Source organism: Caldanaerobacter subterraneus, assembly GCF_004345675.1.
GTDB lineage: Bacteria > Bacillota > Thermoanaerobacteria > Thermoanaerobacterales > Thermoanaerobacteraceae > Thermoanaerobacter > Thermoanaerobacter subterraneus.
Genome location: NZ_SLWU01000014.1, coordinates 16,232 through 40,163 on the forward strand (window position 1 = coordinate 16,232; position 23,932 = coordinate 40,163).

24 protein-coding genes and 1 tRNA gene are annotated in these 23,932 nt (G+C 38.9%); 24 read left to right on the top strand and 1 reads right to left on the bottom strand.

The window, feature by feature from the left end:
• Nucleotides 1-18 precede the first annotated feature (18 nt).
• Genes grdB through selB form a run of 6 tightly spaced genes read left to right on the top strand, consistent with a single transcriptional unit; the run spans nt 19 to nt 8,421 of the window.
• Nucleotides 19-1,317 (top strand): glycine reductase complex selenoprotein B, encoded by a 1,299-nt coding sequence (gene grdB, locus EV203_RS07615; protein WP_165911591.1) that lies wholly within the window; start codon nt 19-21, stop codon nt 1,315-1,317.
• Between the two features lie 57 nt (nt 1,318-1,374).
• Nucleotides 1,375-2,904: a glycine/sarcosine/betaine reductase complex component C subunit beta gene (grdC, locus tag EV203_RS07620; protein ID WP_132039882.1), complete on the top strand. Its 1,530-nt coding sequence runs from the start codon at nt 1,375-1,377 to the stop codon at nt 2,902-2,904.
• A 3-nt stretch (nt 2,905-2,907) separates the two neighbouring features.
• Complete coding sequence (gene grdD / locus EV203_RS07625) at nt 2,908-4,044, top strand: glycine/sarcosine/betaine reductase complex component C subunit alpha (protein WP_011026041.1); 1,137 nt, start codon at nt 2,908-2,910, stop codon at nt 4,042-4,044.
• A gap of 57 nt (nt 4,045-4,101) precedes the next feature.
• Nucleotides 4,102-5,136: a selenide, water dikinase SelD gene (selD, locus tag EV203_RS07630; RefSeq protein ID WP_081427416.1), complete on the top strand. Its 1,035-nt coding sequence runs from the start codon at nt 4,102-4,104 to the stop codon at nt 5,134-5,136.
• Nucleotides 5,137-5,158: 22 nt separating this feature from the next.
• The gene (gene selA / locus EV203_RS07635) at nt 5,159-6,544 is read left to right on the top strand and encodes an L-seryl-tRNA(Sec) selenium transferase (RefSeq protein ID WP_132039884.1); all 1,386 of its coding nucleotides are present in this window, start codon (nt 5,159-5,161) and stop codon (nt 6,542-6,544) included.
• A complete protein-coding gene (gene selB / locus EV203_RS07640) occupies nt 6,541-8,421 on the top strand; it encodes a selenocysteine-specific translation elongation factor (protein ID WP_009610734.1) in 1,881 nt (626 codons plus the stop codon). Before selA ends, selB begins: the two co-directional genes overlap by 4 nt.
• Nucleotides 8,422-8,457: 36 nt before the next feature.
• Here the strand turns inward: selB and EV203_RS07645 are convergent.
• A tRNA-Sec gene (locus EV203_RS07645) sits at nt 8,458-8,552 on the bottom strand.
• 60 nt (nt 8,553-8,612) lie between these two features.
• Between EV203_RS07645 and EV203_RS07650 the strand changes: the two genes are divergently transcribed.
• The 18 genes from EV203_RS07650 to EV203_RS07740 all read left to right on the top strand — a co-directional run bounded on the left by EV203_RS07650 (nt 8,613) and on the right by EV203_RS07740 (nt 23,838).
• On the top strand, nt 8,613-8,834 hold the full coding sequence (locus tag EV203_RS07650) for a putative Se/S carrier protein (protein ID WP_011026038.1): 222 nt from the start codon (nt 8,613-8,615) through the stop codon (nt 8,832-8,834).
• A 132-nt stretch (nt 8,835-8,966) separates the two neighbouring features.
• Nucleotides 8,967-10,106, top strand: a complete 1,140-nt coding sequence (locus tag EV203_RS07655; protein ID WP_011026037.1) for an iron ABC transporter substrate-binding protein — start codon at nt 8,967-8,969, stop codon at nt 10,104-10,106.
• Nucleotides 10,107-10,172: 66 nt separating this feature from the next.
• Nucleotides 10,173-11,237, top strand: a complete 1,065-nt coding sequence (locus tag EV203_RS07660; RefSeq protein WP_132039886.1) for a FecCD family ABC transporter permease — start codon at nt 10,173-10,175, stop codon at nt 11,235-11,237.
• The gene (locus EV203_RS07665) at nt 11,234-11,986 is read left to right on the top strand and encodes an ABC transporter ATP-binding protein (protein WP_132039888.1); all 753 of its coding nucleotides are present in this window, start codon (nt 11,234-11,236) and stop codon (nt 11,984-11,986) included. The genes EV203_RS07660 and EV203_RS07665 overlap by 4 nt, the downstream gene beginning before the upstream one ends.
• Nucleotides 11,987-12,111: 125 nt before the next feature.
• A complete protein-coding gene (gene tsaA / locus EV203_RS07670) occupies nt 12,112-12,525 on the top strand; it encodes a tRNA (N6-threonylcarbamoyladenosine(37)-N6)-methyltransferase TrmO (RefSeq protein ID WP_009611283.1) in 414 nt (137 codons plus the stop codon).
• Between the two features lie 18 nt (nt 12,526-12,543).
• Nucleotides 12,544-13,053 (top strand): FmdE family protein, encoded by a 510-nt coding sequence (locus EV203_RS07675; RefSeq protein ID WP_011026036.1) that lies wholly within the window; start codon nt 12,544-12,546, stop codon nt 13,051-13,053.
• 414 nt (nt 13,054-13,467) lie between these two features.
• Nucleotides 13,468-14,613: an NEW3 domain-containing protein gene (locus EV203_RS07680; protein ID WP_132039890.1), complete on the top strand. Its 1,146-nt coding sequence runs from the start codon at nt 13,468-13,470 to the stop codon at nt 14,611-14,613.
• A 2-nt stretch (nt 14,614-14,615) separates the two neighbouring features.
• Complete coding sequence (locus EV203_RS07685; RefSeq protein WP_011026035.1) at nt 14,616-15,554, top strand: ABC transporter ATP-binding protein; 939 nt, start codon at nt 14,616-14,618, stop codon at nt 15,552-15,554.
• A gap of 1 nt (nt 15,555) precedes the next feature.
• Nucleotides 15,556-16,497 (top strand): ABC transporter permease, encoded by a 942-nt coding sequence (locus tag EV203_RS07690; protein WP_011026034.1) that lies wholly within the window; start codon nt 15,556-15,558, stop codon nt 16,495-16,497.
• A gap of 131 nt (nt 16,498-16,628) precedes the next feature.
• Nucleotides 16,629-16,868, top strand: coding sequence for a FeoA family protein (locus EV203_RS07695; RefSeq protein WP_132039892.1), 240 nt, complete (start codon nt 16,629-16,631; stop codon nt 16,866-16,868).
• Nucleotide 16,869: 1 nt separating this feature from the next.
• Nucleotides 16,870-17,112 (top strand): FeoA family protein, encoded by a 243-nt coding sequence (locus EV203_RS07700; protein WP_043884299.1) that lies wholly within the window; start codon nt 16,870-16,872, stop codon nt 17,110-17,112.
• Between the two features lie 12 nt (nt 17,113-17,124).
• A complete protein-coding gene (gene feoB / locus EV203_RS07705; protein WP_011026031.1) occupies nt 17,125-19,167 on the top strand; it encodes a ferrous iron transport protein B in 2,043 nt (680 codons plus the stop codon).
• 193 nt (nt 19,168-19,360) lie between these two features.
• Entirely contained in the window at nt 19,361-19,936 is a 576-nt protein-coding gene (locus EV203_RS07710; RefSeq protein WP_011026030.1) for a FeoA domain-containing protein, read from the top strand.
• The gene (gene feoB / locus EV203_RS07715; protein ID WP_132039930.1) at nt 19,914-21,788 is read left to right on the top strand and encodes a ferrous iron transport protein B; all 1,875 of its coding nucleotides are present in this window, start codon (nt 19,914-19,916) and stop codon (nt 21,786-21,788) included. The genes EV203_RS07710 and feoB (EV203_RS07715) overlap by 23 nt, the downstream gene beginning before the upstream one ends.
• A gap of 23 nt (nt 21,789-21,811) precedes the next feature.
• Nucleotides 21,812-22,567, top strand: a complete 756-nt coding sequence (locus tag EV203_RS07720; protein WP_132039894.1) for an ATPase domain-containing protein — start codon at nt 21,812-21,814, stop codon at nt 22,565-22,567.
• An 18-nt stretch (nt 22,568-22,585) separates the two neighbouring features.
• Nucleotides 22,586-22,843, top strand: coding sequence for a hypothetical protein (locus tag EV203_RS07725; RefSeq protein WP_011026027.1), 258 nt, complete (start codon nt 22,586-22,588; stop codon nt 22,841-22,843).
• Nucleotides 22,844-22,902: 59 nt separating this feature from the next.
• Complete coding sequence (locus EV203_RS07730) at nt 22,903-23,130, top strand: hypothetical protein (RefSeq protein WP_226990129.1); 228 nt, start codon at nt 22,903-22,905, stop codon at nt 23,128-23,130.
• Between the two features lie 231 nt (nt 23,131-23,361).
• The gene (locus EV203_RS07740; protein ID WP_041587184.1) at nt 23,362-23,838 is read left to right on the top strand and encodes a Fur family transcriptional regulator; all 477 of its coding nucleotides are present in this window, start codon (nt 23,362-23,364) and stop codon (nt 23,836-23,838) included.
• The last annotated feature ends 94 nt before the right edge of the window (nt 23,839-23,932 follow it).

Genomic DNA, 23,932 nt, shown 5'->3' on the forward strand with positions numbered 1-23,932 from the left:
TCGAAAGGAGGAGATAATTTGTTAAGGGTTGTCCATTATTTAAATCAGTTTTTTGGTCAAATTGGAGGAGAGGACAAAGCTTCAATTCCGCCCATGGTGAAAGAAGGACCGGTAGGTCCGGGAATGGCTTTTAAAGGTTCTTTTGGTGATAAAGCAGAGATTGTAGCAACAGTAATTTGTGGAGACAGCTATTTTAATGAAAACATTGAAAAGGCTACACAAGAGATTCTACAGATGATTGAAAGATATAAGCCTGATGTTTTCATAGCTGGTCCTGCTTTTAATGCGGGAAGGTATGGAACAGCTTGTGGCACCATCTGCAAAGCTGTTCAGGATAAGTTTGGAATTCCTGCGGTTACTGGAATGTATCCTGAAAACCCAGGAGTTGACCTATATAAGAAGCATGTGTACATCATAAAAACTACTGATTCGGCAGCAGGAATGAAAAATGCAGTTTCTAAAATGGCAAGTTTAGCTTTGAAGTTAGGTTTTAAGGAGCCCATAGGTGCGCCTGAAGAAGAGGGATATATTCCAAGAGGAATAAGAAAAAACATCTTTGTTGAAGAAAGGGCTTCTAAAAGGGCTGTAGAAATGCTCATCAAAAAGTTAAAAGGAGAGCCTTTTACCACGGAATGTCCTATGCCTGATTTTGACAGAGTTCCTCCCGCTAAAGCTGTAAATGTCAAAGAGGCCCTGATCGCACTCGTCACTTCAGGCGGAATTGTTCCAAAAGGCAATCCAGACCACATAGAATCTTCCAGTGCTTCTAAGTACGGCAAATACAGTATAGAAGGAATAGATAATTTAACTAGCGAAACTCATGAAACGGCTCATGGAGGATATGACCCTGTATACGCCAATGAAGACCCTGACAGGGTGCTTCCGGTTGACGCTTTAAGGGAGTTAGAAAGGGAGGGCAAGATTGGCAAGCTTTATAACTACTACTATGCTACTGTGGGAAATGGCACTTCAGTAGCTAATGCGAAAAGATTTGCTCAAAATATTGCTAAGGAATTGCTTGAAGCCAAAGTGCAGGCTGTTATTCTAACCTCTACCTGAGGAACCTGTACTCGTTGCGGTGCAACGATGGTAAAAGAGTTGGAAAGGGCCGGTATACCAACAGTTCACGTTTGCACCATAGTTCCAATCTCCAAGACAGTAGGTGCGAATAGAATTGTGCCAGCAGTGGCTATACCACATCCTTTGGGCAATCCTTCACTTGGGCCTAAAGAAGAATATGCTTTAAGGAAAAAATTAGTAGAAAAAGCTCTAAAAGCTTTAGAAACAGATATAGAAGGGCAAACTGTTTTTGAATAAAATTTTATGCAGCTCTTTTTAAAAGAGCTGCAATTTCATGTGAAAGGAGTGGCGCTGATGAATCCAGTGATAAAAGGATGTAGTCATATTTTGGTTCATGTGCCTAACGTAATGCTGGAAGCAGGTACAACCCAAATATTAGAAAGAGAAAACAAAAATTCCGATTATCTCTTAAAAATAAATGACTACATAAGGTCTTATGAAGACTGTATTTCTTACCCTCCAAATCAAGCTTATATAGGGAATATATATCCTGACAAACTGAATGATATTCCACGGCCATGGTATCAAAATCCATTGCCTCCTAAAAGATTTGGGTCATTTGGAGAGATAATGCCTGAGGATGAGTTTTACGCTTTGATGCAGATATCTGACGTTTTTGATTTAGTGTTTTTGGAAAAAGACTTTGTAAAAGAAGTTAGAAGAAAATTAGAAGGACATCCATTGATCAGTGAGAAAGATTTGTCAAGATTAAAAGAAGGAGTCTCTTTAGAGGAGATAGAGAGGCAGATAGAAAATAAGGCGGTACCTCTTAGATTTAACGGCAAAATAGTTGGATGTGTAAAGAAAGCTCATGACAAAGATATAACTCTTTCCTCCCATGTAATGTTGGAAAATCTGGCCACAAAGGCTTCTGCAGTATTGGCCTTTAAGCATTTGTTAAAAAATACAGGGATGAGTCCGGAAGAAATAGACTACATAATAGAATGTTCGGAAGAAGCTTGTGGGGACATGAATCAGAGAGGTGGCGGAAACTTTGCAAAAGCCATCGGTGAAATTGTAGGTTGCAGTAATGCCACAGGTGCCGATGTAAGGGGATTTTGTGCCGGACCTGCCCATGCTCTTTTGAATGCTGCGTCGTTGGTAAAAGCAGGTGTTTTTAAAAATATAGTAGTGGTAGCTGGTGGGGCTACTGCTAAATTAGGAATGAATGGGAGAGACCATGTTAAAAAAGGATTGCCTCTCCTTGAGGATGTGTTGGGCGGTTTTGCTGTACTAGTTTCACAAGATGATGGAATAAATCCAATTATTAGATTGGATAGCATTGGAAGACATACAATAGGAGCAGGCGCTTCGCCTCAGGCTGTTATGCATGCAGTAGCAGTGGAACCTCTTGAGAAGTTGGGACTTAAAGTGACAGATGTTGACAAATATTCAGTTGAGATGCAAAACCCAGAGATAACAGAGCCAGCAGGTGCAGGAGATGTCCCTAAAGCTAACTACAAGATGATTGCAGCACTAGGTGTGAAGCGAGGGGATATAGAAAAGAGTCAAATAGATGAATTCATACTAAAACACGGCATGCCTGGTTTTGCTCCCACTCAAGGGCACATTCCTTCAGGTGTTCCTGTATTGGGGCATATAAGAGAAAAAATACTAAAGGGAGAAATTAAAAGAGCTATGATAATAGGGAAAGGTAGCCTCTTTCTGGCGCGCATGACAAATCTGTTTGATGGGATTTCAATGATTATAGAGGCAAATCCGGGGGTAAAAGAAGAAAAGGGAGTTGAAGAAAAAGAGATAAGGAAAATGATAGCTAAAGCCCTGAGGGACCTTGCAGAGCATCTCATTGGTAGTGAGGTGTAAAAAATGAACAAGAAGGTGATTGCAGAGATTTTTAATCAAATGGCGGATTTTGTTGAGAAGGGGGAATACAGCAAGAAAATAAGAGTAGGAATAACTACCTTAGGCAGTGAACATGGAAGTTCTGAAATAATCCTGGGAGCTAGGATGGCACAAGAGAGGTTTAGCGATGTCGAAGTTGTACTCATTGGGGATAGGGGAGATAGTGACTTAAAATGTTATGAAGCAAAAACACTTGAAGAATGCCACAAAATAATGGAGGATTTATTAGATAGAAAAGAATTGGATGCCTGTGTCACAATGCATTACAATTTCCCTCTGGGTGTTGCTACAGTAGGAAGAGTTGTAACACCTGCAAAAGGGAAGGAACTTTTGATAGCTACCACAACAGGTACTGCTGCTTTTGATAGAATAGAAGCTATGGTGAGAAATGCTGTGTACGGCAATATTGTGGCAAAAGCGCTGGGGATCAAAAAGCCTAGAATAGGAATCTTAAATGTAGATGGTGCAAGACAGGTTGAGCGGATTTTGCTTGAGCTTCGGGAAAGAGGTTATGACATAGATTTTGCGACTTCTATAAGGCAGGATGGCGGCTTGATAATGAGGGGAAATGACCTTTTGTCCGCTTCCTGCGACGTGATGGTGACGGACACACTTACAGGAAATATCATTGTAAAGATTCTCTCTGCTTATACTACGGGAGGAGACTATGAAGCGTTGGGATATGGCTATGGACCGGGGATAGGAGAAAATTATGGAAGACTTATACTGATTTTATCGCGAGCTTCTGGAGCTCCTGTAGCTGCCAATGCCATAAGGTTTGCAGCAGATTTAGTAAAGGGGAATATCTTTGAAATTGCATCAAAAGAGTTTGAGCTGGTTAGAAGAACAGGATTTGATGATGTAATAAAGGGGTTGAAGGGTAAAGAGATAGAAGAGAAGCAAATTTCTGTTAAAATACCCGAGAAAAAGCCAGTTACGGAAGAAATTTCTGGGATTGATGTTCTGGAGCTTGAAGATATGGTGAAACTCTTATGGGAAAATGGGATTTATGCAGAGAGTGGAATGGGCTGCACAGGGCCTGTGATCCTTGTAAGTAAAGAGGATTATGAAAAAGCATTAGAAGTTCTCAACAGGCGGTAATTTTCATAGTGACAAGGCCCTGGGCCGATTTATAATAACAGAAAGGAGGTATCAGTTGTGATAGAAAAAATAAAACTTACACAATTTACAAAAAGCGCTGGTTGAGCAGCCAAGATTGGCCCTGAGGCCTTGGCACAGGTTCTGTGCCAGTTAGAGATAACCTGGAATGAAAATTTGCTAGTTGGTTTGAATACCAATGATGATGCTGCTGTGTACAGATTAAATGAAGACATTGCGATAGTCCACACAGTTGACTATTTTACTCCTGTGGTGGATGACCCTTATGACTTTGGACAGATTGCGGCAGCAAATGCCCTAAGTGATGTATATGCCATGGGAGCAGTTCCTTTGTTTGCGCTAAACGTGGTGTGTTTTCCAGCTGCTTACATTGACGTGCTGAAGGAAGTGTTAAGAGGTGGAAATGACAAAGTGAAAGAAGCTGGAGCTTTAATAGCAGGAGGTCATACTATTGAGGACGAAGAACCTAAATACGGTTTGAGCGTCACAGGAATTGTGCATCCTGAGAAGGTGATAAAAAATTCTACTGCTAAGCCGGGAGATGTGCTGATTCTCACGAAGCCCTTGGGAATTGGTGTTATAAATACTGCCATAAAAGGAGAGATGTGCCCATCTGAAACATATTTATTGGCAGTGGAAGTTATGAAGTATTTAAATAAAGAGGCTTCTGAAATAATGAAGGAAGTTGGAGTTAATGCCTGTACTGATATAACAGGATTTGGACTTTTGGGACATGCCTATGAGATGGCTTTTTCCAGCGGTGTTACTATTGAATTTGATAAAGATTCTATTCCTTTGATTGAAGGGGCGAGAGAATTGGCTCAAATGGGGTTAATCCCTGGGGGATGTTACAGGAATAAAAAGTATTTAAAAGGAAAAGTTTGCATAAAGGTGGAAGAGGACGAGGTCATTGACCTTATGTTTGATCCCCAAACTTCAGGAGGATTGTTAATATCAGTGTCAGAAGAGAAAGCAGAAGAACTTTATCGAAGGCTTAATAAAAAGTTAAAATTTGGAGCTTTTATTGTAGGAAGGGTGAAAGAAAAACAAGAATATGATATTTATGTCAGATAACTCCGGCGAGAGGAGCTGTGCTATGGAGGACTTGTACAGAAAACTTCCGTCAGTAGATGAGATACTTAGGGAAGAAAAAATAAATGAGGTTTTGAAATTTAATAAGAGGGAAGTAGTAAAAAACTGTATAAGGGAAGTTCTTGAAAGATACAGAGAAAAAATTAGAAGGGGAGAAGTAAAAAAGATTGACATAGAAAAAATTTTGGAAGATGTGGTAAGCCAGATTGAAGAGAAAAAGAAAATGAGCTTGAGGAGGGTAGTGAATGGAACAGGAATTATTCTACACACAAATCTTGGAAGAGCTCTATTCCCTCCTCAAGTGAAAGAACATCTGTTAGATATAGCCTTTTGCTATTCCACTTTAGAGTATGATGTGGAAAAAGGAGAGAGGGGTTCTAGGTATTCTCATGTAGAAAAGCTTTTGTGCGAACTTTTGGATGTGGAGGCAGCTTTGGTTGTAAATAATAATGCAGCTGCTGTGCTCCTTGCTCTTAACACTCTCGCTAAAGGGAAAGAGGTTATAGTTTCAAGGGGACAGCTTATTGAAATAGGAGGATCTTTTAGAATTCCCGATGTAATGCTTCAAAGCGGAGCCATTTTAAAAGAAGTGGGTACTACGAACAAGACTTACGACTTTGACTATATAAATGCTATTACTGAGAATACCGCTCTTCTCTTAAAAGTTCACACCAGCAACTACAGAATTGTAGGTTTCACCCATGACATAGCAACTGAGGAATTGGTTCAGATTGGCAGGAAGTACGACATTCCTACAATGGAGGATTTGGGCAGCGGAGTTATGGTAGATTTAAGAGAATACGGTTTGCCCCATGAACCAACTGTCCAGGAAGTTGTAAAAGCAGGTGTGGATATTGTCACTTTCAGTGGAGATAAGCTTTTGGGCGGACCACAGGCCGGGATAATCGTCGGGAAGAAAAAATACATTGACCTCATGAAAAAGAATCCTCTTACAAGGGCATTGAGAGTGGATAAGCTTTGTCTTGTCTCTCTAGAATGTGTGTTAAGAATTTATAGGGATTATAATCCAGTAGAAGCCATCCCTACTTTAAAGATGCTGACTGCAAAACCTTCCCAATTATATGAAAAGGCAGCTATCTTAAATAAGCTTGTTTTAACAATTCCTAAAGTTAAATCAAAAGTTGTAGAAATTACATCCTTGTCGGGGGGAGGATCACTGCCAGAAGAAAGTTTGCCTTCCTATGGTATTACTTTAGAGGTGGAAGGGTTTGATACTGAAGATTTAGAAAGAAGGCTAAGAATACGAGATATTCCTATAATAACCCGTATAGTTGATGGTGTTGTTACAATAGATGTGAGGACTTTATTAGAGGGTGATGAAGAGGTAATTCTTCATGCTCTAGAAGAAATAACGGGGGTGTGCCAGTGAAAAATATTATAATTGGCACAGCAGGACATATTGACCACGGTAAAACGACCTTGATAAAAGCTCTTACAGGGAAGGATACAGATAGGCTCAAAGAAGAAAAATTAAGGGGAATTACCACGGATTTGGGATTTGCTTATTTTGATTTGCCTTCTGGCATAAGAGCGGGTATAATTGATGTGCCAGGCCATGAAAAATTTATTAAAAACATGCTGGCAGGGGCTCACGGTATAGATATAGTCATGCTTGTAATTGCTGCTGATGAGGGAGTAATGCCACAGACTAAAGAACACGTGGATATACTATCTTTTCTCGATATAAAGGCTGGCATAATTGTGCTGACAAAATGTGATTTGGTAGAAAAAGATTGGCTTTTAATAGTAGAGGAAGATGTAAGAGAGAATTTAAAAGGTACTTTTCTAGAAAATGCGCCAATAGTTCATGTATCGTCTGTTACAGGAGAAGGATTAGATATTTTGGTAAATACACTGGATGAATTAGCGCAAAAAGTTAAGGAAAGAAGTTCAGAAGGAATATTTCGCCTGCCTGTAGACAGAGTTTTTTCTATTGCCGGCTTTGGGACTGTAGTCACTGGTACTTTGATATCTGGAAAGATAAAAGTCGGAGATAAAGTGATGATCTATCCCAAGATGATCGAGTCAAGAGTGAGAAACCTTCAGGTGCATGAAAGAAATGTTGAGTGTGCTTTTGCAGGGCAGAGAACTGCAATAAATTTAGCAAATGTCAAGGTAGAAGAGATAGAAAGAGGAGATGTGATTGCTCCTCCTGAGGCCATTATTCCTTCTACTATGATAGATGTGAAGCTCTCTCTTTTAAAAGAAGCAAAAACTCTTAAAAATAGAGAAAGAATAAGATTTTATACAGGTGCTTCAGAAGTAATAGGAAGAGCAGTGTTGCTTGATAGGGATGAGCTACATGGTGGAGAAAGCTGTTATGCGCAGATTTACCTGGAGGATTGTGTCTCTGTGTTGAGAAAAGATAAATTTGTCATTAGAACTTATTCCCCCATGCTTACGATAGGAGGAGGTATCATATTAGATCCGAATCCGGAAAAACACAAAAGATTTGATATAGAGGTCATTGAAACGCTGAGTAACATTGAAAAACTTGGAGATAAATTTGTGATAGAGAAATTAGTGTATGAGTCGCTATTGCCATTGTCAGAAGAAGAAATTAAGAGAAAAGCAAATGTGGTTGATATAGGTAAATTTTCTCTTAAAAATTTGATTAAGCTAAAATTAGAAGAAAAAGATTATTTTTATCACCGGGAAAAGTATGAAGAGATGTGTTTGAGAACAAAAGAAATCCTCGAGGATTTTCACAGGAAAAACCCTTTAAAAGAAGGCATTTCAAAAGAAGAGCTGAAAAATAAGCTGTTTGGAGATATTAAATCTAAGCTCTGCGATTTTATCTTTGAATTAATGGAAAAGGAAGAGATAATAAAGATAAAAAATCAGCTAGTAGCTTTAAAAGACTTTAAAGTCGTACTTAATGAAGAGCAAGAAAAGTTAAAAGAAAGGATAATAAAAATTTATAGAGACTCAAAATTTGAACCTCCGAAACTTTCCGAGTTAGAAGGGTATCCCGAAATAATTCCTATGGTAGAATATTTGGTAAATATAGGAGAGTTAGTAAAACTTGATGAGGAAATTTTTCTTTCAAAAGATAATTATGAAGAAGCCCAAAATGTGCTGATAAATTATCTTAAGGAAAATAAGGAAATCACTTTGGCAGTTTATAGGGATCTGTTAAATACCAGCAGAAAATACGCTATGGCAATTTTGGAATACTTTGATTCTATTAAACTGACTAAAAGAATAGGAGATGTAAGAGTTCTAGCAAGGGAAATAAAGAATTAAGCCCATGGGAACACCATGGGCTTATTTATCAATAGATGGCGGGAGTATGTGGGAATCGAACCCACCTCTCGCTTAAATAGCGAGACCGTAGATTTGAAGTCTAGGAGGCACACCAGCGCCTATCTACTCCCGATAGTTTATTTTATAACATTTTTTAAAGCTTTTCAACAAAAATTTTAGGAGGAAAAAAGATGAAAGGCAATTACATAGCTTTTCCAAGCGTGAATTATGTCATGAGAGCAGAGGATATTTTGAAGAAAAAGAATTTGTGGTATAAAGTGGTACCAACGCCAAGGTCTATTGATTTAAGCTGTGGAATATCGATAATGTACGATAAGAAAGATGAAGAGATAATACGGAAGCTTTTAGAAGAAAATGGTGTTTTAGTAAAGGGATTTTACTCTATAGAATAGATAAAAATTTTTTTGAGACCTTATTGTTTTTTTATATTGCGCGTGTTACAATTTTTATAAAAGTAGCACTAAATTAAAACTAGAGTATACAGTGTACAAGTGCAATTAGAAAATTTTAGTGGAGGTGCGGAAATGTTAAAAGGTTTTAAGAGGTTAAACGTTGTGCTAGCTATACTGCTAATAATTGTTATGTCTTTAACAGCCTGTAGTAAATCGCAGAATCAGGCGCAAATCTCTGAAACTTCCAAAGAGACAGTTCAAACTATAACAGTTACAGATTTGGTAGGAAGGCAGGTGGAAGTAAAAGGTCCAGTACATAAAGTAGTTGCTATTGGTCCTGGAGCTTTAAGGCTTGTGACCTATGTTGATGGTATTGACAGAATTGCAGGGGTTGAAAACATAGACAAAAAATTGACTAATGGCAGAACCTACAACATGCTTTTCCAGGAAGAGTTTGCGAAGCTTCCTACCATTGGGCAGGGAGGTCCTGATTCTACACCGGACGCAGAAAAGCTGGTGCAAGTAAATCCCGATGTAATTTTTGTCATATCTTTGCTTGACAAGTCAAAAGCTGATGACTTGCAGTCAAAGACAGGAATTCCTGTAATTGTTTTGAGTTATGGTAAATTGGGGACTTTTGAAGAAGATATATACACCTCTTTAGAGATTATAGGAAAAGTGTTAGGGAAAGAGGATAGAGCAAAAGAACTGGTGGAGTATATAAAGGGAATTCAAAAGGACTTGCAGGACAGAACTAAAGATATTCCCGATGATAAAAAACCGACAGTTTATGTAGGGGCGTTGGGATTTAAAGGCGCTCACGGCATAGAAAGCACTCAAGGAAATTATCCCCCTTTTATGGCGGTTAATGCTAAAAATGTGGCTGATACTTTAGGGCAAAAAGGTAGTGTAATGATAGAAAAAGAAAAGTTATTGGCTTGGAATCCAGATATAATCTTCATTGATGAGGGGAATCTTGATTTGGTCAAGCAAGATTATCAGAAAAATCCCGATTTTTATAATAATTTGAAGGCAGTTAAGAATGGCAATGTGTATGGGATACTCCCATATAACCAGTACAACACAAATGTTGACACGGCTCTGGTTGATTCATACTGGGTAGGCAAAGTTTTATACCCTGAAAGATTCAATGATGTAGACCCTGTAGAGAAAGCGAAAGAAATATATGCGAAGTTTTTTGGTGAAAAGGGTAAAGTCCTCTACGATAAGATGAAAGAGGTCTATGGCGGTTTTGAAAAAATTAAATTTTAAGGGATAATCAAAGATAAATTCCTCCACTTTTTGTGGGGGAATTATAAAGGACGAGGGGATGAAGTCTTGAGGCAGTTGATATTAGAGGCGGTACCTGAAAGTTACAATCGTTATATAAGGAGAAAAATATGGATAATACTTCTTACTATATTAACAACTTTTCTCCTTGCTGTGTATGCCATAAATGCTGGTTCTGCAGGACTTAGCGTGAAGGATGTAGTAAAAACTTTGGTAGGACAAGGGGAAGAAAGATTCAGGATAATTGTGTGGAATATAAGGATGCCGAGAATTTTATCGGCTATGATGGCAGGAGTAGGGCTTTCTGTAGCTGGGTGTGTTACGCAAAGCATATTGAGAAATCCCTTGGCGTCCCCTTTTACTTTAGGGATATCACAGGGTGCAGCTTTTGGAGCGGCAGTTGCCATTATCTTATTTGGGGCAGGAAGCACTACAAATCCTGATTCTGTAATAATAAACAATCCTTATCTGGTAGTTATCTTTGCTTTTTTGGGGTCTATGGGTTCTACTGTAGTTGTGCTTATGTTGGCAAAAAATTTTAGAGTTACACCTGAAGCGATGGTGCTTGCAGGGGTTGCCTTGGGTTCTCTATTTTCTGCCATCACGATGATTTTGCAGTACTTTGCAGATGATGTAAAAGTGGCTTCAATAGTTTTCTGGACTTTTGGTGATTTGGGAAGGGCTTCCTGGAGAGATTTAACTATAATGTCTGTTGTGGTAGGGATTTCACTTATATATTTTATGTTAAACCGATGGAATTACAATGCTTTAGACAGCGGAGAGGAGACGGCAAAGGGGTTAGGCGTAGAAGTTGAGAAGATAAGGCTTTATGGCATGTTTATGTCTTCTCTTGTTGCTGCAGTGATTACATCTTTTGTTGGCATAATAGGATTTGTTGGGCTTGTAGGGCCCCACATTATGAGAAGATTGATTGGAGAAGACCACAGGTTTTTAATTCCTGCGTCTTCTGCAATAGGTGCACTGATACTTCTTGCTTCAGATACTCTGGGCAGGACAATAATTTCTCCGATAGTTCTGCCCGTTGGAGCTATCACTTCCTTTTTAGGTGCCCCGGTTTTCCTGTATGTGCTTTCTAGGGGGTATAGAAGGTGATTTTAAACATAGATGGTATAGAATTCAGTTACACCAGCGTTCCTGTGTTAAGAAATGTGAAATTTCATCTTGAAAAAGGAGAATTTTTATCTATTTTAGGAAATAATGGGGCTGGAAAGTCTACTCTTTTAAAATGCATAAACAGGATTTTGAAGCCCCACAAAGGTACTATATACATTGAAAAAGACGAGATTTCAAAGCTCAGTAGGGTGGAAATTGCAAAGAAAATTGGGTATGTCGCTCAAAGAAATGAGAATGGCCGGTTTACAGTATTTGATGCTGTGCTTTTGGGGAGAAAGCCCTATATAAAGTGGGATATTACTGAAAAGGACATAAAAATTGTAAATGAGGTTTTAAAAAAGTTTGATTTAGAAAAACTTGCCTTAAGATACTTAAATGAGTTAAGCGGTGGAGAATTGCAAAAAGTGGTTATAGCGCGGGCTTTGGCGCAGCAACCAGTTGTTATGCTATTAGATGAGCCTACGAATAATTTGGATTTAAAAAATCAGATTGAGGTTTTAAAAATTATAAAAGAGACTGTAAAAGAGCAGAATATCGCCGCAATTGTAATAATTCACGATTTGAATTTGGCTTTGAGGTTTTCAGATAAATTTTTGCTTTTAAAAGACAATACCATTTTTGCCTATGGTGGAATGGAAGTCATGACTGAAGAAAACATAGAGGCTGTATATGGGATTCCTGTTGCAGTAGAAACCTGCCGAGGAGTACCCGTTGTCATTCCACTTTAACAGCTCAGACAAGGGGGACGGTTCCTTCCGTCTGAGTTTTCAGACAGGAGGAACCGTCCCTCCCGTCTGAGTCCCTCCCGTCTGAATTTTTATTCTACTTTAACGGAAAGGAAGGGAGAATTGCTGTGGAACTAGTACCTATAGGTGTTATACACAGCCCTTATAAAAGGAAAGGGGAAGCGCCTCATCAAGGAAGGGCTAGGAATGAGGAGGCAATATTGGAAATATATCCTGAATTTCAGGAAGGGCTTCAAGAGATAGAGAAGAAAAAGCACATAATAGTTCTTTATTGGTGCCATTTAGGGAAAAGAGACGTGATAAAAACGGCTACTCCGTGGGGACCGGAGATAAAAGGTGTTTTTGCTACCCGTTCACCTAATAGGCCTAATCCTATAGCTTTTTGTGTAGCGGACCTTATAAAGGTGGAGGGCAATAAGCTGTATGTTAAAGGGGTTGATGCTCTTGATAAAAGTCCTATTCTGGACATAAAACCTTACGTATACGAGCTAGACAGTGTCAAACCAGAAGATAGGCTGTAAAGGTAGAGGAGGATTTTTATGGACAAAAAGCTTTGGGAAGAATGTGTTTCCTTTCACGGGCATGAGTGCCCAGGACTTGCAATAGGTTTTAGAGCCAGTGAAGCGGCAATTAAAAAATTGAATCTCACCTTTTCTAAGGGCGAAGAAATTGTCTGCATCACAGAGAACAATGCCTGTGGAGTCGATGCCATTCAGTATATCACAGGGTGTACTTTTGGAAAAGGAAATCTAATTTTTAAGGATAAAGGCAAGCAGGCATTTACATTTTTTAGAAAAGATACCCGGGAAGGTGTTAGAATAGTATTAAAGGCTTTTAATCACGCTGATGACAGAAAAAAGTGGATGGAATACTTGCTTAATGCTCCGCTGGAGGAAATTTTTGATTTTAAGACACCGCCTTATGAAATACCCCCAAAAGCGCGAATATATCCCTCTATTAAATGCGAAATATGCGGAGAGTACGCTGGAGAGCACAGAATAAGGTTAAAAGATGGTAAAAAAGTTTGTATAGATTGTTTTGGGGAATGAAAAAGCACGGGAAAGTGCTTTCAGTTTGTTGACAAAATTAGAGAAGTGGCATTTTGTGTGTAAATGCGACTTGTTACAAAGCGGTAACAAAACTTAGCGAGCTTGAGGAGCGAAGGTGGGGCGAGCGAAAGCGAGCGGCCACGTTGAGCCTGAAAGGCGAATTGGCCGGGACCCCGGCGGAGCCCGAAAAGCGAGCCTTAGTTTTGTCGCTTTGTAACTCTGGAGCATTAACACAAAATGCCACTTAAATAAGAGGGACTTTGTCAACAGTCTGAAAGCACGGGAAAGTGCTTTTTCTTTTTTATAAAAAGTTGACAGCCCTTTTTTTATGCGTTTATAATAAAAAACAGGGATTATCTACGCTTATAAAACGTTTACCACCACTATTAAAAATAATGTAGGAGGGGTTAAGAAATGAAGATTGTCAAAGTATTAACTTTGGCTGTTACATTTCTAATGCTTTCTACTTACTGGAATAATATCGCTTATGCTGATGTTTCAGGAGTGACCTTTTTTACGCCCTATATAAATATAGCGGTTACACCTGGAGAGACTATTTCCTACAGCATAGATGTTCAAAACAAATCTGGTCAAATTAAAAACATACCTTTAAGTGTAAAAGCCCCTGAGGGATGGCAGACTACTTTGACAGCTGGGGGATGGAAGATCGAAGAAATTTCTGTAAAGCCTAATGACAGCCAGACAATAACTCTTACTGTGGAAGTGCCTTTAAAGGTTGATAAAGGAAGCTATAAAGTGGTGCTTTTAGGCTCTGGAGTTCCTGTTTTAACTCTTACAGTAAATGTGACAGAGCAGGGTACTTATCAGACAGAGTTGACTACAGACCAGCCCAATATGGAGGGGACGAATAAGTCTACCTTTAGTTATGAGCTTAAGCTTAAAAACCGTACCCCAGATACGCAAAATTATGCTCTTATCGCTGATGTGCAACCTGGCTGGAACGTGCAGTTTACTGTGGAAGGCAAAGAGGTGACATCCGTATCAGTTGAGCCAAACAGTCAGAAGCTAATTAGGGTTTCTATAACACCTCCATCTCAGATTAAAGCTGGTACTTACAAGATACCAATTAAGGCAGAGACGAAGAATACAAGCGCTTCTGTTACGTTGGAAGTGGTGATAAGGGGCACATATGGGTTAAAGCTTACTACTCCTACAGGAGTGCTTTCAATTGATATAGTTGCCGGTGGAGATAAAAAGGTGACTTTGCAGGTGAAAAATACAGGTTCGGCACAGCTGGCAAAGATAAAGTTTTATGCGGATACGCCTGTGGATTGGCAGGTAACCTTTGAACCTGATACTATAGATACCCTCGCTCCTGGAGAGACAAAAGAGGTTACAGCTACGATACACGCTGATAAGAAAGCCATAGCAGGAGACTATGTGGTCACAATGAGGGCAAGTACCCCAGAGGCTAGTGACGAGGCTGTATTTAGAGTTACTGTAAAGACAAGCTGGGGTTGGGGAATTGTAGCGCTTCTCATAATTGCTGCTACAATAGGGGTTTTATATTATCTGATTGAGAAATACGGGAGGCGGTAAAATTGGCTGATGTTGTAATAGAGCTAAAAGGTCTCACTAAAATCTATGGTACTCAGCCAGCCGTCGACCATCTGGATTTAGAGATAAAAAGAGGAGAGGTTTTTGGACTTTTGGGCCCTAATGGTGCGGGCAAAACTACTACTATTTTAATGATATTAGGCCTTGTGGAACCAACCGAGGGGGAAGTAAAAGTTTTAGGGATTAATTCAACGCGAGAGCCACTTAAAGTAAAAAAATGGGTTGGCTATTTGCCCGAGGATGTCGGGTTTTATGAAGACATGACAGGGCTTGAGAATCTGAAGCTCACTGCTGCTTTAAACGGTATGGAGGAGAAAGAAGCGGTAAAAGCAGCAGAAGAACTGCTTGAAAAGGTGGGGCTTGGGGAAGCTAAAGACAAAAAAGTGGGAGCATATTCCAGAGGCATGAGGCAGAGACTGGGGCTTGCAGATGCCCTTATAAAAAAACCTCAGATAGTGATTCTCGATGAGCCGACTTTAGGGCTTGACCCGGAGGGGATGAAAGAATTTTTGGAACTCATAAAGAATTTGAGCAGAGAAGGCGGTATGACTGTTCTTTTGTCTTCTCACCATCTCCATCAAGTTCAGGAGATATGCGATAGAGTAGGGATATTTGTAAAAGGGAAGCTAATAGCAAAAGGTACTGTGTCGGAACTGGCAAAAGAGCTGTTTTCTACAGAACTTTACACCTTTGAAGTTGCTGTTAATCCTATGGAGGATGACCTTATTTCCAAACTTATGAGTGTGGAAGGCGTGAAAAAAGTAGAAAAGGAAGGTAAAGCCTTCATCGTCCATGCTGAAAAAGACGTTTCTGCTGAAGTTGCCAAAACTGTGGTAAAGGAAGGCTATAATCTTGTAAGGCTTATGCCTAAAAGCTATGGATTAGATGATATTTACCATCGCTATTTTGAGGGGGTGCAATAAAATGCGCCACTCACTGCGAGTCCTTATTAAAAAAGAAATTGCCGACCATATACACAGCTGGAGATTTAACATACTTTTGGCTCTGATATTTTTGACAGCACTTGCCTCTATCTACACTGCTGGAATGGCTATAAGAGATGCAGTATCAAAAGCTGATACTCCGCTGGGCGATTTGTACCTTTTTTTGAAGGTTTTTACTGTATCTGATGGGCGACTGCCTTCTTTTATCACATTTGTGGGATTTTTAGCCCCTCTTTTGGGAATAGGCATGGCTTTTGATGCTATAAATGGGGAGATAAATCGAAGAACATTGGTGAGGCTTATAGCTCAGCCTATTTACAGAGATGACGTAATTTTATCAAAATGGATTGCAGCTCTTCTGGTGATAACAGTTTTCTTCCTGGCACTTGGCTTTTTTGTGATGGGGCTTGCTATATTATTTTTCGGCATTCCTCCTACCTTTGAAGAGGTAATGCGAATAATCGTGTTTTTGCTGGCTACAGCCCTGTACGTAGGAGTATGGCTGAGTTTGGGAATTTTATTTTCTATATATTTCAGACAGCCGGCAACTTCATTGCTTGCCAGCATAGCTGTGTGGCTCTTCTTTGCGCTATTTTACGATATGATAGTAAATATCTTGGTCCCAATAGATACAGAGGGACCTGCACAGATAGTGTTTCGTCAGATGCAGATTCATCAATACCTTTTGAGGATTTCACCAACTACTCTGTATCAAGAAGTTGTTACTACCCTTTTGTCTCCAAATGTAAGGTCACTAGGGCCACTTACAGTTGCTCAGGTAGTTGGAGCGATACCTACGCCTCTTTCTTTTGACCAGAGTCTCCTTTTGATTTGGCCTCAGATTGCTGGGCTTGTTGCTCTTAGCGTTTTCCTCTTTGCAATTTCCTTTACACTTTTTATGAGACAGGATATCCGCCACTGATTGGCGGATTATTTTTTTATCTTGACTTTTAAAGAGGGGTGTGCTATTCTTTTATTAGATAATGAGAATTATTCTCAATATCAAGTATTACTGTATATCAATTTCATGTCGAAAAGAAGGGAGGCATTAGTTTGGAAGAGAAAGTGAGTACGCTTGATAAGCTACCTGTTGGGACAAAAGGGAAAATAGTGAAAATTAAGGCGGTGGGGGAACTGAGAAGGCGACTTGTGGATATGGGAGTAATTCACGGGACAGAAGTCAAAGTGGAAGGGGTAGCGCCACTTGGAGACCCGATTGAAATTACAGTGATGGGCTACAGGTTAAGTCTTAGAAAAAGGGAAGCTTCTCAGATAGAAATCGAGGTGATATAATTTGTTAAAAAAGGGAGGAATTGTATTGCCTCTTTCTATGCTTCCACCGGGGAAAAAGGCTGTGGTAGTGGACATAATAGGAGGGGAAGGTATAAGAAGAAGGTTAATTGACATGGGGATTGTAAGGGGAGTAGAGATTTTGGTTGTAAAAAACGATGTAGGACCTCTTATAGTAGGAGTTGGGGAGATGAGGTTTGCTTTGGGCTTTGGCATGGCTCAAAAAATATTAGTGGAGGAATTATAGGGGAGGGCAAAGATGGAAAAGATGGGCGTTTTAGAAGGTAGAAAGGAATTAGTGGTTGCATTGGCAGGGAACCCAAATTCAGGTAAAACAAGCTTGTTTAATGAGCTTACAGGATCAAGACAGCACGTGGGGAACTGGCCAGGAGTTACTGTTGAGAAAAAAGAAGGAAGGCTTAAATTTGAAGGTATAGATTTTAAGGTAGTAGACCTTCCTGGCACTTACAGTTTGGGGGCTTACACGGAAGATGAAGTGATTGCCAGGAATTTTATAATATACGATAAGCCAGATGTTGTGATTAATGTGGTAGATGCCACTAATCTGGAGAGAAACTTGTACCTTACAATGCAGCTTTTGGAGATGAATGCAAACCTGGTTATAGCTTTAAACATGTCGGATGAGGCAAAGGCTAAGGGCATTGAGATTGATAAAGATAAGCTGTCGCAGATTTTGAAAGTGCCAGTTGTAATGACAGTGGCCACTAAAGGGGAAGGTGTAAAAGAGTTACTGGAGAACGTACTAAAAGCGGTAGAATTTAAAGGAGAAAGATATCGCATAGATTATGGGAAGGAATTGGAAGAGGGCATTTCTGAGCTTGAAAGTTTGATTAAGGAAGATGAAGAGCTTTCAAAGAAGTTTTTTCCTAGGTGGCTGGCTATTAAATTCATAGAAAACGATGAGAACATAATGAAAGAGTTTTCATCCAAAACGGCATTGATGGAGAAAGTCAAGTTGATCCAAAAGAAGTTAGAAGGGATTTTTGGAGAAGATGCAGAGGTTGTCGTCGCTGATAAAAGATATGGGGTCATTTCTGGTATAGTAAAGGAATGTGTAAAAAAGAGGAGTACTCCTGAAGAGAGGTACACCTTATCTGACAGAATAGATAGGATTGTGACGAATAAATACCTCGGCATTCCAATATTTCTTGTAGCTATGTGGGCGGTTTTTGAATTCACTTTTGCTTTGGGCAATCCCCTATCAGACTGGATAGAAATGTTTTTTGACTGGCTGGGTGAAGTTACAGCCTCCTGGCTTTTGTCAATCGCTGCACCGGACATTTTAATTTCCTTTATAAGAGATGGAATAATTGCAGGAGTTGGTTCTGTACTGGTATTTATACCACCGATTTTCCTCTTATTCTTTGCAATTTCTGTGTTAGAAGATAGCGGCTACATGGCGAGAGCCGCTTATGTTATGGATAGATTTATGACTGCTTTGGGACTTCATGGCAAATCTTTTATACCTATGCTGATTGGTTTTGGCTGCAATGTGCCCGGCATAATGGCTACTAGAACTTTGGAAAACAAGGAGGATAGATTGGTTACTATTCTGGTAAATCCTTTAATGTCTTGTGCTGCCAGGCTTCCAGTTTATGTGCTTTTCGCAGGAGCTTTCTTTGCAGAGAATCAAGGGCTTGTGGTGTTTTCTATATACCTTTTGGGGATAGTGCTGGCAGTTATAATGGCTAAAATATTTAAAAAATTTCTTTTCAAAGGCAAGACAGCTCCTTTTGTGATGGAGCTTCCTCCTTACAGAGTGCCTACTCTAAAGGGCTTGCTTATTCACATGTGGGAGAGAGGAAGTTTATTTGTGAGAAAAGCTGGCACCATAATTTTGGGAGTAGTTGTGCTGGTATGGATTTTATCTAGCCTTCCCGCGGGAGTGGAATATGCCAGCGCTGAGAGCTATATTGGTAGATTGGGAAGCGCTGTAGCGCCCATTTTAAAGCCGGCTGGATTTGGTACTTGGGAAGCGGCTTCAGCCTTGATATTCGGCATTTTAGCGAAGGAAACGGTAGTTGGTACTCTTGGAGTGGTGTACGGTGCAGAGGGAGATGCTTTGTTTGAGGCTATAAGGCAGCATTTTACGCCTCTGTCTGCCTATGCCTTTATGGTTATGACTCTTATATACATCCCCTGTGTGGCTACAATTGCCGCTATAAGAAGAGAGACAAATTCATGGAAATGGACTTTCTTTGCAATAGGATACACTCTGGTTCTCGGATGGCTAATGGCGGTTTTGGTATATCAGGGAGGGCGAATTCTAGGGCTTGGGTAAAAATTTTGTAAAATAAAAGGAAAAAGGTGTTTACCGTGGAATATATTATATTAGTGGGAGCAGGAGTTTTTCGGCCGCTATGATTTGGATTGGGATGAGGAGACAGTTTGAGAAAGGCGGTAAGTGTCATCGTTGTCCTTTTAAAAGGGAGTGTAAAATGACTTGTAAAAATTAAGTTCAGGGGGGAGAGGCAATGGAATGGCTTAAAGTGTTGAAAGAGGATATTTTGAGATTTTTAAAGGAAAAAGAAGGCAATAAGTCTTCATTGGAAGAAATAGCAATAGAGAGTAAAGTAGCTAAAGAAGACGTAATTGAAGCAGTGAGAAGTTTAGAAAAAGATAATTTTGTCAACTTTGAAAAGCAAGAGGTCTCTCTCACAGAAGACGGGAAAAAAGAGGCTGAAGGTATATATGAAAAACACAATCTCGTAGAAAGTGTGTACGGGCATCAAATTGCTCATGCTTTGGAGCATTACGCCATGAAGGATATGAAAAAAGCTTTTGAGTCTGCCTCTTCCCCTAAAAAATTAAAAGATTTTAAAGAGCAACAAATAGGGTTTGTTGTGCGCCTTTCTATAGATAACCCCATGGTATTGTCAAGGATTATAGGGTTAGGCTTTGCACCTGGAAGCTATTTTAAGATTGTCAAGAAAAGAGATGACTTTTTAGTGATAGAATCCCATGGTAGGCTTGTGGTTTTAGGAAGAGAAATTGGAGATGATATAGAGGGGGTAGAAGCTTTTGAGGATGCTTCTGGTAGGACAGCCTAATGTAGGGAAATCGCTCTTTTTGAACACTCTAACAGGAGCAAAGGTTATAGTGTCTAATTACCCTGGTACAACTGTAGATGTTACAGAAGGTAGAACAAAAGTTGGAGATGAATCATGGGAATTTGTAGATACCCCCGGCATTTACAGCCTTACCCCTTCCAGTGAAGAAGAAAAAGTTACATATAGGATAGTATTAGAAGGAAATTATGATTTTGTGATACACATTTTAGATGCACTTGCTTTAGAGAGAAATCTCATAATTTCCCTCCAATTGGCAGAATTAGGAGTTCCTTTCATGATAGCGGTTAATTTTTATGAGGAAGCGCTGAAAAAGGGGATGAAAATTGACTTAAGGGCTTTGGAGGAATTATTGGGCGTTCCTGTTGTGGTGATAAATCCTTTTAAAAAGGAGATTGAAAAATTAAAAAATGCTTTTAAATCAGTAAAAAAGTCTAACTACTCTATTCAGTACGATGACCACATAGAAGAGATGATAGAAATAATAGAAAGAGAAATTGATTATGAGGGAAAGTTTTCTAAAAGAGGCATTGCTGTAAAAATATTAGAAGAAGGGGACATGGTATGTAGACTGTTAAACTTGAATAAGTTTGAAAATTTAAAGGAAAGATATAGGGGAGTTCATCCAAATGTGACAAAAGACATAGTTATAACAAGGGCAGGATATGCCTTTTATATTTCTCAAAAGATTTTAACCTATAAAGAAGAAAGGGCAAATAAATTAAATTTACTTGATAACTTTATACTTAACAATCCAATAGGTAGTGCAGTTTTTAGCTTAAGTGTCCTTTCCCTTATATTTTTAGGGCTTTTCTACATTGGCGGATGGTTTCAGGACGCTTTAGGAAATTTATTTGAAGGATATATTGAAAGCTTAAGCGCATATCTTTCGGCTTACCATCCTCTTCTTGACGTTTTGGTGACAAATGCTTTCATAGGCCTTGCTGCAGGTATAAGTATAGCTGTACCTTATGTGGGGATATTCTATATTTTTCTTACATTCATGGAAGATACTGGTCTTTTATCCCGCTTTATAATCGCATTAAATGGCTTGATGTCAAGGCTTAACCTCCCTGCGAAGGCTATCATTCCTTTGATGCTGGGTTTTGGTTGCAGTGTGCCTGCCATAAAATCTACAAGGATTCTCAGTAATTTCAAGGACAGGTTTAAGGTGGCAATACTCTATTCAGTTGTCCCGTGTTCTTCACGAAATGCCATACTCTTTGGAGTGGTCGGGCATTACGCAGGAATAGGGTATCTTATATTAACTTATTTTACGTTACTCGTTGTTTTTATAATCACTTCAAAGATTTTAGGAATAGTCGTTTCAAAGGAAAGACTGCCTCTTGTAGAAGAAATGCCTCCATATCGCATGCCTGTTGTTAGAAATTTACTGGTTAAAGCATGGGTTAGGATGGAAGACTTTGTAAAAGTGGTTATTCCTCTTTTGGTAGCTGGAGGAATTTTGTACGGCATGTTAGACTATTATGACCTTACTGCTTTTATAGTTAAACCCTTTAGGTTTTTGACAGTAAGCTGGCTTGGACTTCCTGCAAATACCGTAATACCGCTTCTTTATGGCTTTTTACAAAAAGACCTTGTGATTGCAATGCTGGCAAATGCCATGGGGACTTATGACTTTGGGACGGTCTTGTCAAAATTTCAAATATTTACTTTTGGGCTTGCATCTTCAGCACAGATTCCTTGTATAATAGCCTTTGGCATGTTTATAAAAGAATTTGGCTTTAAAAGGGCTTTGATTGTTACGTTTTCTGCTTTTATATACGGCATGTTAATCGCTGGTCTTATTTATAGATTAATTGCATTGATATAAAAATAAAAGGAGGGCTACTATTTATGAGAATATATTTTGAAAGGGATTGGATGAAAGAGCTTCTTTTTGAAGGGTGGGTGTACGAAAAACCTCTGTTGGTAAGCGGACCTGGAGGCTCAGGGAAGCCTTTAATAGGAAATTTCTTTGCTGATGAGTGGCTTAAAAAAGGCGGGAATGTGATATTTATGACTGCTAGCACATCAATTGAAACACACAAGAGAATGATGAAGCATTTGGGATGTGAGTTAGAAAAATATGAGGAGGAAGAGAGGGTATTCTACATTGAACTTGCACCACAGATAGAGGATATAGAGGAAGTTTCTGAAAATTCAATAAGAGCAAATTATGTCAAACCAGAAGTTTGGGACAAAGCGTTGGATTTTGCAGGAGATAAGGTCAAAAAGGGAAGCGATTTAGGCACACTTGTTACAAGTGCCTCTCTTAATTTACTGTTTTTTTCAAAGACCTATGGAGAAAAGATGTATGAGAAGTTAAAGTTTTTAGTTAAAGGTGAAGATAAAAATTACTTTTACGTTCTTACTTTAAATAGCGATGCTTACAAGGATTGGGCAAAAGCACTGGAGGATTCTTCATATAACCTTATGGTAAGCGGTATGAGTGAGAATATGAAGCTTACATTAAAAGTGATTAAGATGCACGAGGTTAAATACAAGGATGAAGAGATTATACTGCCTTTGACACCGGATATAATCATGGAAATTAAAAAAGAGGCTGAAGGCGGGAGGACAAACCTGATACCTGCTATTAGAAAGTTGTAGAAAAATCTAACCTCTTTTGTGGCAGTAAATTCTGATATGTTTCAGGAATTTAATGAAAGGCTAAAAGAGGTTTCTGACAATATACTGGAGTTTTTCAAAAAAGGCGAAGGCATTTGGATAAAGGTAAGGAAATTTAAAGGAGAGTACGATAATGAAGAGAAGGAGTTTAAATTTGCCAAAGAGCTTTTTACAACTACAAAAAAAGAGGTAGCAGAAAGGACCTCAAAAATGATATGGGCAAAAAGAGAGGGACATAAACTTAGTTATTTCTTTTAATTCTAACCTTTCTATAGTAAAATATAAAAAGGAAACCAATAAATATGGTGGTGAATATAATGACTTTAAAGGAACGAGCTTACAAGATAATAGACAAAATCCCGGAAGACAAAATGGCAAAAGTTATAGCCATTCTTGAAAACTTAAAAGAATTAATAGAAGAGGAATTGGACGAATTTGATATTCAACTTATAGAAGAAGCTAAACAAGTTCTTGCCAGCGAAAATGAATATGTACCTTTTGAGGAGGTGCTTAAGGAGGCTGGAATTAATGGGGAAGAATTATAAAATAGAATTCAGCAAAAAGGCTGCAAAGTTTTTTAAAACCCAGCCTCTTCTTTTTTGTTTTTCTTAATTTAGCTATTTTTATAAAAAGGCTTGCAGTTTGACCCTGTCTTGGTGGATGAGATAGATGATTTTCTGTGGGAGAAATGGAGAAAAATGTACGAAAGTTATTGACATATGTCAATAAAAATTGTATATTTAAATTGAACATATGTCTGAAATTTGGTGAGTTGTATGGTGAAAAATCAAAAAAACCTTATGCCTCTTTTAGTTAAGGTTCTAAAAGGTAGGGGCTTGAAGGTTACGGAAAAGCGGCAGATCCTTTTGGATGTATTTTTAAAAAATCCGGATAAGCATTTTGATATTGATTCACTTTATGAAGAAGTAAGGAAAAGGTGGCCTCACTATGGAATTGCTACTCTATACAGGAACTTAAAAATTTTAGTAGAAAGCGATATTATCTCTGAAAATCTTATCGGAAACAAGAAATACTATGAGCTCAAGATGTTTAGCAAAAAAAGGATACACGCGCATTTAATCTGCAAATACTGCGGTAATATTGACGAGTATTATAGCCCAGAGCTTATAAAAACTGTAAAAGAGATAGAAAAAAAGTATGACTTTGATATTTACTATGGAGAACTAAATTTTTATGGAATATGCAGCAATTGCAAAGCCAGGCTTTTAGCAAATTCAGAGGAAAAGTCTTAAAGTGCGGCGGGTTTCCGCGCTTTATTTTTTTATTGACTTGGATAGGTGACCATGATATACTAAATATTGAGGCATTAAATTAAGATACTACTAT

Bases quoted from the DNA above. Each gene is read 5' to 3' on its own strand.
- grdC (WP_132039882.1), top strand. From the start codon at position 1,375: ATGAATCCAGTGATAAAAGGATGTAGTCATATTTTGGTTCATGTGCCT.
- grdD (WP_011026041.1), top strand. From the start codon at position 2,908: ATGAACAAGAAGGTGATTGCAGAGATTTTTAATCAAATGGCGGATTTT.
- selA (WP_132039884.1), top strand. From the start codon at position 5,159: ATGGAGGACTTGTACAGAAAACTTCCGTCAGTAGATGAGATACTTAGG.
- EV203_RS07650 (WP_011026038.1), top strand. From the start codon at position 8,613: ATGAAAGGCAATTACATAGCTTTTCCAAGCGTGAATTATGTCATGAGA.
- EV203_RS07655 (WP_011026037.1), top strand. From the start codon at position 8,967: ATGTTAAAAGGTTTTAAGAGGTTAAACGTTGTGCTAGCTATACTGCTA.
- EV203_RS07675 (WP_011026036.1), top strand. From the start codon at position 12,544: ATGGACAAAAAGCTTTGGGAAGAATGTGTTTCCTTTCACGGGCATGAG.
- EV203_RS07680 (WP_132039890.1), top strand. From the start codon at position 13,468: ATGAAGATTGTCAAAGTATTAACTTTGGCTGTTACATTTCTAATGCTT.
- EV203_RS07690 (WP_011026034.1), top strand. From the start codon at position 15,556: ATGCGCCACTCACTGCGAGTCCTTATTAAAAAAGAAATTGCCGACCAT.
- feoB (WP_011026031.1), top strand. From the start codon at position 17,125: ATGGAAAAGATGGGCGTTTTAGAAGGTAGAAAGGAATTAGTGGTTGCA.
- EV203_RS07710 (WP_011026030.1), top strand. From the start codon at position 19,361: ATGGAATGGCTTAAAGTGTTGAAAGAGGATATTTTGAGATTTTTAAAG.
- feoB (WP_132039930.1), top strand. From the start codon at position 19,914: ATGCTTCTGGTAGGACAGCCTAATGTAGGGAAATCGCTCTTTTTGAAC.
- EV203_RS07720 (WP_132039894.1), top strand. From the start codon at position 21,812: ATGAGAATATATTTTGAAAGGGATTGGATGAAAGAGCTTCTTTTTGAA.
- EV203_RS07730 (WP_226990129.1), top strand. From the start codon at position 22,903: ATGACTTTAAAGGAACGAGCTTACAAGATAATAGACAAAATCCCGGAA.
- EV203_RS07740 (WP_041587184.1), top strand. From the start codon at position 23,362: ATGGTGAAAAATCAAAAAAACCTTATGCCTCTTTTAGTTAAGGTTCTA.